The following is a 7,418-nucleotide window of genomic DNA, read 5'->3' as shown; positions in this document are numbered from 1 at the left end:
GAGGATGTACAAAAGGAGATTAAGCAATACATTACTTACTATAACCACCATAGATATCAATGGAATCGAAAAAAGATGACCCCTGTTCAATACAGAGATCATCTTTTAGAAGTAGCTTAGGCTTTTTAAAAATGTCCTTTACAAAGGGTACACTTTAGTCCCCTTTCTGGTCTTTTTCAGTAGGTGAAAGCCTTGCATGAAGTCCACCCCTTCTTAGATTGATTCTTTCCCGGGACAAGGTTCCTGTCCCTGTGTCCCTTCGTCACTTAAAACCCAGTACAATCCCAGCTTTATCATCACTCTTCTTAAACCTGGGATAGGTGATGCACTCTGGATCTGATTCTTCGAGATCAATCAAGTCCTTCGCGTATTTCTCCAGCCCCTTATCGAGGAGGCTCTTTGCGACATGGTCCCAGTAAGGAATTCCATCTGGGATCGATTCTGCTGGCAGGAACAGTCCGTCCGTCAGCATGATGAGGTGGGTCAATCCGACTTTGTTGATTTTCCCGTATTCGAAATAGTCGCTTGCCTCAGGTTCACCGTTAAGGACGCCGTATCCATTCCCGGTATTGCTTTTCTGTCTGTTGGCAATCAGCTGGTTTTTCACATGCGGCATGATCTCTGCTTTTGTTTTCAATCCTCGCTTGATGCACTGCCTCCATGTATCAATCACGGCCTGCTCCAGGTGATCGACCTGCAGTATGGTCAACTGCCGCACTTCACCGGTTTGGTAGACTGCAAGGATCATGCAGTCTCCAGTCTGGATGTATTCAACTCCATTTTCCGTTATGTGCACAGCTGCGAGGGCGGTTCCCCAGAGCTGCTCTTTTCTGTTTTTATCAATCTCGTATTCTTTCATTTTCGTATGTAAGATGTCATTTATGTTTGAAACTTCACTGGACAGATCAAGTCCGACTGGCATAAGTGACTCCAAATATTTTTTGGCCGTGTTGGACGCGATGAAGCCCCCCGTAAGGTTCTCTGCTGATGTAAAAGGCACCAGGGATGATACCCCGTCAGCGACTCCGTATAAGGAATGGCGTTCATTGATGATCAACGCATCCTCGTTTAGCCGTCCGTCACCTTTGATGATTATATGGTTACGTTTCACGTTATCCCGCCTTTTTATTAAAATTCATTTTCATCCGGGACAAGGTACCTGTCCCTTTGTCCCAGCAAAAAAGGAGCTGCGTTTTCACAACTCCCCTGTTCAGGCTTATTTTTTTTCTTCTAAATGGTCATCTAGGCATTCCATTTGGGATGCAGCCCCTTCGACTACTCCCATGTCCATGACCTGCTGGAGGGTTTCGACAGACGCGAATTGATTGCGCATAATCAGTTTCGTGTGATTCCCCTGATCGATGAATGTCAGGGTGATCAGCATTTCGGGCATGTTTTCAACTTCATTGCCTTCTTCATCTGAGAATGAATCGACATAGACGATTTTCTCGAGAGGTACAATTTCACGAAAGACAGCCTTTCCCCAGGATTCCATACCGTAAAATTCTCCCTGGGACTTATCATTGCAACGCATTCCATAATGCCATACACCATTCGGTTCGAATGTGAATTCCCGGTTTTCAGTCTTCCACCCTTTTGGCCCCCACCAGCCTGCCAGCTGTTCTGACTCGGAAAATGCTTGAAACACTTGATTCCGCGGTGCATGAAGAATCCGCTCGATAATCAAATCCCTGCCTTCCACTTTCGTCTTCAACCCATTTGTTTCATTGAATTCGGACATGTCGAATCCCTCCAGAATTTTTTAATAATTCCAAATAATACTCCAGTATCAATTATTTCAAATGAGAAAGGGAAAGACAATATGTTTTTAGCGGCAATGAGAAAAAATATAAGTTCCTCTAGTAAAGTTCTAATTTGTTTTACACTTTCGCCATACCCTATACTGGTGTCGCGTTCTAACGTATGACGCACATTATTGGAAAAATAATCCATGCAACCTTCATTTCGATTTACTCACTCTCATTTTCACTTGACCAGAGAACACCCATAGCCCCTTATCCACCGATCCCGCTGGCAAGCAGCAGGAAAAATGCGAAAACTAATACTGCACCGTTCAGTAAAGTACCTATGATTGCAGGTATCCACCTTTTCGATACCAGCGCAAAAATGATTCCAAGGATTGAAAGCCCCGCAAATGTGCAGACCGCCAGTACCAAATCTGCGTCAGGTCCCCTTATGATAAAGAAAAATACCACACTTAAACCCACCATTAAAAATGACAGAATCGCGGCTTTGTTCATTGTAACTCCTCCAATCATTCTCTCTCTGCACGTCACTTCCAATTATTTCAAAGTCTTTGAGTGAACTCAATGCTTTTTCAGGAATTCTCCGTCATTTCCTGCAACTTGGCCCCTTTGAAAGAAGGAACGAGGTTTATTTCAACTTTCCGCCTTTCCCTTTCACAGAACCAACCTAAAAAAACAGCGTGGCTCCCTCTCCAAAAAAGGGGCCTTACGCTGTTTTCGACAAACTCTTTTCTTTCTTACACGTACTGAACCTTAAAATACTTCTTCTTCCCGCGGCGGATGATCGTAAATTGTCCTTCAATCATATCTTTCTCATTTATCACATGCTGAAGATCAGTTACCCGTTCGCCATTGATGTAAATCGCACCGTTCCCGACATCTTCACGAGCCTGTCGTTTTGATGGGGTAATTTTCGCATTGACAATCAAGTCGACTAGTCCGATTGCATCGCCTTTTGGCTGTTCAAATGACGGTACATCCTTAAAGCCTTCCAGAATTTCAGAAGCTGAAAGTGACTTAATGTCTCCGCTGAATAATGCACCAGTAATACGGATTGCCTGTTCTAACGCTTCTTCTCCGTGAATCATTTTGGTCATTTCCTCCGCAAGTGCTTTTTGGGCTTTGCGTAGATGAGGTTCTGTTTCGACCGAACCGGCCAGCCCTTCAATTTCTTCGCGGGACAGGAACGTAAAGTATTTCAGGTATTTCACAACATCCGCATCCGCTGTGTTGATCCAGAACTGGTAGAACTCGTATGGAGAGGTCTTTTCCGGATCCAGCCAGATCGCGCCGCTTTCTGTTTTACCGAATTTCGTACCATCGGCTTTCGTTACAAGCGGTATCGTAAAGCCGAATGCTTTTGTTTCTTCTTCATGAGTTCTGCGGATCAGTTCGAGCCCCGTCGTTATATTACCCCATTGGTCGCTTCCTCCGATCTGAAGCTTACAATTGTAGTGGTCGTATAAGTGATTGAAATCGAGCGCCTGAAGGATTGTGTATGTGAACTCAGTGAATGAGATCCCGGATTCCAGACGTGATGAAATCGTATCTTTTGCCAGCATGTAGTTGACACCGACATGCTTGCCGAAGTCCCTCAGGAATGTCACGACATCCATCGCGCCTATCCAGTCATAGTTGTTTACCATGACCGCTCCGTTTTCCCCTTCAAAATCAAAGATACTCTCCAGCTGGTTCTTGATGCTTGCCGCATTGTGACGGATTGTTTCAATCGTCTGCAATTTACGTTCTTCATTTTTACCGCTCGGATCACCGATCAAACCGGTTGCCCCTCCGACTAAAACCAATGGACGGTGACCTTGTTTTTGAAAACGGCGAAGCGTTAAAAACGGGAGCAGGTGGCCGATATGCATACTGTCTGCTGTCGGATCGATCCCGCAGTAAATAGAAATGCTTTCTTTATCCAAAAGGTTCTTTAACCCTTCAGCGTCTGTCTGCTGGTACGTGATTCCACGCCATTCTAAATCCTTCAATAATTCCATAAATCTTCCTCCTTCTTCTCTTCAACTCACCTGACAACCCCCGTAAAAACAAAAAAGTCCCTGCATATATGCAGGGACGCTGTTCGCGCGGTACCACCCAGATTAAGGATAAAGATATCCTTCACTCAATAAAGATAACGGCTTTAACCGTTTGCTGCTACTGAATAACGTTCACAGCAAAAGCTCCAGGATGTAATTCATCTGCATTTTGTGTCAGTTTACAGCGGCCACTGACTCTCTGGGAAACAGGGAATGCACATTACTTTATCCTCTCATTGCGGTAGGGGATATTTGGTAAATGAATTGAAATGGTCAATACTTATTATATTAGGTTTTTACCATATTCCACTATATTAGTCAACAAATTCGAGAAATTTTTATATCAAAATACCCTTTTTATTTGACTTTTTACGACAGTGTTCTCCCTGATATGCTATAATAGGAATGTTCTAGGGGGAATGAAAATATGAGAGAAACATGGAACAAAATACTTGAAAAATCAGATCCTGTCATCAGGTTCTTAAAAAATACGAGAGTTCAAAAACGTGCAAGGATTACATACGGAGTATTTTGGAACCTGGCCCTTGTTACCGTAATTGTCCTGGTACTGGGCACAGCATTCGCCGGCGGGGTGGGTGCAGGCTACTTCGCTTCACTAGTCAAAGAAGAACCGATCCGTCCATACGATCAAATGAAAAAAGACATATACAATTATGAGGAAACCTCCCAGCTCTATTTCGCTGATGATGTCTACCTCGGAAAGTTAAGAACGGACCTTGAACGTGAAGAAGTGAAACTGAATGATGTATCGAAGCATTTAAGAAATGCTGTCATCGCAACTGAAGATGAATATTTTAAAGAGCATAATGGGGTAGTGCCCAAAGCCATCATGCGTGCAGTACTTCAGGAATTCACCAATTCTTCGACTCAATCCGGAGGAAGTACCCTCACACAGCAGTTGATCAAGAATCAGATTCTGACGAACGAAGTATCTTTCGAGAGAAAAGCAAAGGAGATCCTCCTGGCGTTAAGACTTGAAAGATTCTTTGAGAAGGACGAAATCCTCGAAGCATACCTGAATGTCGCTACTTTGGGAAGAAATTCTTCCGGACAGAATATTGCTGGTGTGCAGTCCGCTGCCATAGGGATCTTCGGGATAGACGCCAAAGATCTTTCATTACCGCAGGCAGCTTTCATTGCAGGATTGCCGCAGGCACCTTTCAGCTACACACCATTTATGAACAACGGTAAAATCAAAGAGAATCTGGAACCGGGCATTTCCCGAAAAAATACAGTTCTCTACCGGATGAACAGGGAAGGTTATATTACTGACAAAGAGTATGAAGATGCCGTTGCCTATGATTTAAAGAAGGATTTCATTAAGCCGAAGGCATCTCCAAGTGAAAGATATCCTTGGCTGACTGCAGAGCTTGAAAGCAGGGCTATCGATATCATGACAGAAGTTCTTGCTAAGAAAGACGGGTATTCAACACAGGATCTTGAAAACAACGATGAATTGGAAGAGAAATATCGTACATTGGCAGACAGGAATGTCCGCCAAAGCGGATATGAAATACACTCCACCATTGATAAAAAAATCTATGATCAAATGCAGAAAACAAAAAATGCGTATACCATGTACGGTCCAAGTAAAACAGTGACGACTACCGATCCCGAAACGGGTAAAGCGGTTCAAGTCGAAGAACCTGTGCAGGTCGGCGCCATTATGATAGAAAATAAGACTGGTAGAATCATAAGCTTCATCGGCGGCCGTGATTTTGAAACGGAACAGCTGAATCACGCGACATCCTCTTACCGGTCAAACGGTTCGACGATGAAACCGCTGCTCGCCTACGCCCCTGCGTTGGAATACGGTTATATTTCACCGGGATCACCAATTCCCGATGTAGGAGTGAATATCAATGGTTGGACCCCGGAGAACTATTCGTTCAGAGAGCGTGGACTATTCCCGGCAAGACTTGCTCTTGCAGAGTCCCTCAACCTGCCTGCGGTCAGAACATATGCAAACATCTATGACCGCAATCCATTTAATGAATTCCTAATGAAGATGGATTTCGCTAAATTAGGACGTGTGGATAATAACTTATCCCTCGCGCTTGGGGCCACCACACAGGGGATAACGGTCGAAGAAAATGTGAATGCATATTCGACCTTTGCCAACGGAGGTAAGTTCGTAGATGCCTATATGATTCAAAAAATCACCGATAAAGAAGGCAATGTCGTATTTGAACATAAATCGGAAGCTGTGGATGTTTACAGTCCTCAAACCGCATACCTGACGCTCGATATGATGAGGGATACACTTGACCATTCGCTGGGAACTGGTCGTTATGCGAAAAGATTCCTTAACTTCTCTTCAGATTGGGCAGGGAAATCAGGGACTTCCCAAGATTATAAGGATCACTGGTTTGTAGCTTCCAACCCAAGTATCACGTTTGGTACATGGTTTGGTTATGATACACCTTCTGATTTAAATACTGCAGGTTCACGTGCTCAGTATGGCCATTACGGTTTAAGAAATATCCGCCTCTGGTCATTTCTGTTAAATGATACAAGAGACCTTGCACCAGGACTGATCGATCCAGAAGGCTCCTTTAAAGAACCGGGCGGAATCGTTCGCCGTTCATTCTGCTCCATTTCCGGGCTGCTTCCTTCTGAAGCATGTACGAAAGCAGGACTGGTCAAGAGCGATTTGTTCAATGCCAAATATGTACCGACAAAGACGGATGACAGCTTGCTGATGAGCCGTTACGTGATGGTCAACAGCAAGAAATATCTTGCACTTCCCAATACACCGGAAGAATTCTCACAACCGGGTGTGATCCTGAATCCCGACTTTGTGAAGAGTGTGTTCGGCAGGGTACCCGGGAATGCTTCAAAACTGATCCCTCAGGAAGATGAGCGATTCAAGAACGTCCTGATTGCCGAAAATAAAATTTCCGATGACGGGGCCGCACCTGGAACAGTAAATGCTTCAGTAAACGGAAACAAAATTACATGGACCTCATCACCAAGCGGTGATGTCGTCGGATACCGGGTATATTCAAAATCAGGAAATAAAATCGGGAGCATAAAATCGGGTGAAAACTATACAGTTTCAGCCGGCAACGGGGAATATTTCGTTAAGGCAGTCGATGTGGCCGGTAAGGAATCCTCGCCTTCGAACACCGTTCGGGTAGGTAAAGCGGAACCAAAAGCTGAGAAACCAAAAGCTGAGAAACCAAAACCTGACCCAAAGCCTCCGGGCGGGGATAAACCGACAGATCCGAAACCACCTGAGCCTGATAAACCGGAGAAGCCTGATCCTGATAAACCTGAACCTCCGCCATCAGACGGTGGAGATGGCGATGGGAATGGTGACGGAGGCAGTGATGAAGGCGGAGATGGCGATAGTAACAACATTAACTGAATATCACTTAATAAAACGGACAAACATTTTGTGTTTGTCCGTTTTTTACGTTTGACTGTGTTAATGCCCATATATATTAGTGACGGTTCCAGCTTTTGATTGGAGTGCAAGACGAAGACTCCCTCGGAAAAAGTTATTATGACGGGTATTCAAACCACTTAATCTGTTTTTGAAAATTTTTTATCATGATACCTAGTCTGAATTAATTCCTATATTTTTAAT

At 44.2% G+C, this 7,418-nt stretch carries 6 protein-coding genes and 1 other annotated feature; of the genes, 2 read left to right on the top strand and 4 right to left on the bottom strand.

Annotated features, from left to right (window positions below; translation table 11 throughout):
- A partial coding sequence (locus HP456_RS17115) for an IS3 family transposase (RefSeq protein WP_172253326.1) occupies positions 1 to 120 on the top strand: 120 nt, incomplete at its 5' end.
- Positions 121 to 262: 142 nt separating this feature from the next.
- Here the strand turns inward: HP456_RS17115 and HP456_RS17110 are convergent.
- The 4 genes from HP456_RS17110 to tyrS form a co-directional block, all read right to left on the bottom strand.
- Positions 263 to 1,111: a protein phosphatase 2C domain-containing protein gene (locus HP456_RS17110; protein WP_172253324.1), complete on the bottom strand. Its 849-nt coding sequence runs from the start codon at positions 1,109 to 1,111 to the stop codon at positions 263 to 265.
- A 105-nt stretch (positions 1,112 to 1,216) separates the two neighbouring features.
- Entirely contained in the window at positions 1,217 to 1,741 is a 525-nt protein-coding gene (locus tag HP456_RS17105; protein WP_172253321.1) for an SRPBCC family protein, read from the bottom strand.
- Positions 1,742 to 2,015: 274 nt separating this feature from the next.
- Positions 2,016 to 2,261, bottom strand: coding sequence for a hypothetical protein (locus HP456_RS17100; RefSeq protein ID WP_246289186.1), 246 nt, complete (start codon positions 2,259 to 2,261; stop codon positions 2,016 to 2,018).
- Positions 2,262 to 2,503: 242 nt separating this feature from the next.
- Positions 2,504 to 3,766: a tyrosine--tRNA ligase gene (gene tyrS / locus HP456_RS17095; protein WP_172253311.1), complete on the bottom strand. Its 1,263-nt coding sequence runs from the start codon at positions 3,764 to 3,766 to the stop codon at positions 2,504 to 2,506.
- 69 nt (positions 3,767 to 3,835) lie between these two features.
- Positions 3,836 to 4,051: a binding site (T-box leader), on the bottom strand.
- A gap of 181 nt (positions 4,052 to 4,232) precedes the next feature.
- On the opposite strand from tyrS, the gene HP456_RS17090 reads away from it, so the two are divergent.
- Positions 4,233 to 7,196, top strand: a complete 2,964-nt coding sequence (locus HP456_RS17090) for a transglycosylase domain-containing protein (protein WP_172253309.1) — start codon at positions 4,233 to 4,235, stop codon at positions 7,194 to 7,196.
- Positions 7,197 to 7,418: the final 222 nt, after the last annotated feature.

The sequence above is a fragment of the Bacillus haikouensis genome, from assembly GCF_013179555.1.
In the GTDB taxonomy this organism is placed as follows: Bacteria; Bacillota; Bacilli; order Bacillales; family Bacillaceae_B; genus Rossellomorea; species Rossellomorea haikouensis_A.
Note: the sequence above shows the minus strand (reverse complement) of the source record. Positions and strands in the feature narration are given on the sequence as shown.

Excerpts from the sequence above, each read along its gene's own strand:
- HP456_RS17105 (WP_172253321.1), bottom strand. The coding sequence starts at position 1,741 with ATGTCCGAATTCAATGAAACAAATGGGTTGAAGACGAAAGTGGAAGGC.
- HP456_RS17100 (WP_246289186.1), bottom strand. The coding sequence starts at position 2,261 with ATGAACAAAGCCGCGATTCTGTCATTTTTAATGGTGGGTTTAAGTGTG.
- tyrS (WP_172253311.1), bottom strand. The coding sequence starts at position 3,766 with ATGGAATTATTGAAGGATTTAGAATGGCGTGGAATCACGTACCAGCAG.
- HP456_RS17090 (WP_172253309.1), top strand. The coding sequence starts at position 4,233 with ATGAGAGAAACATGGAACAAAATACTTGAAAAATCAGATCCTGTCATC.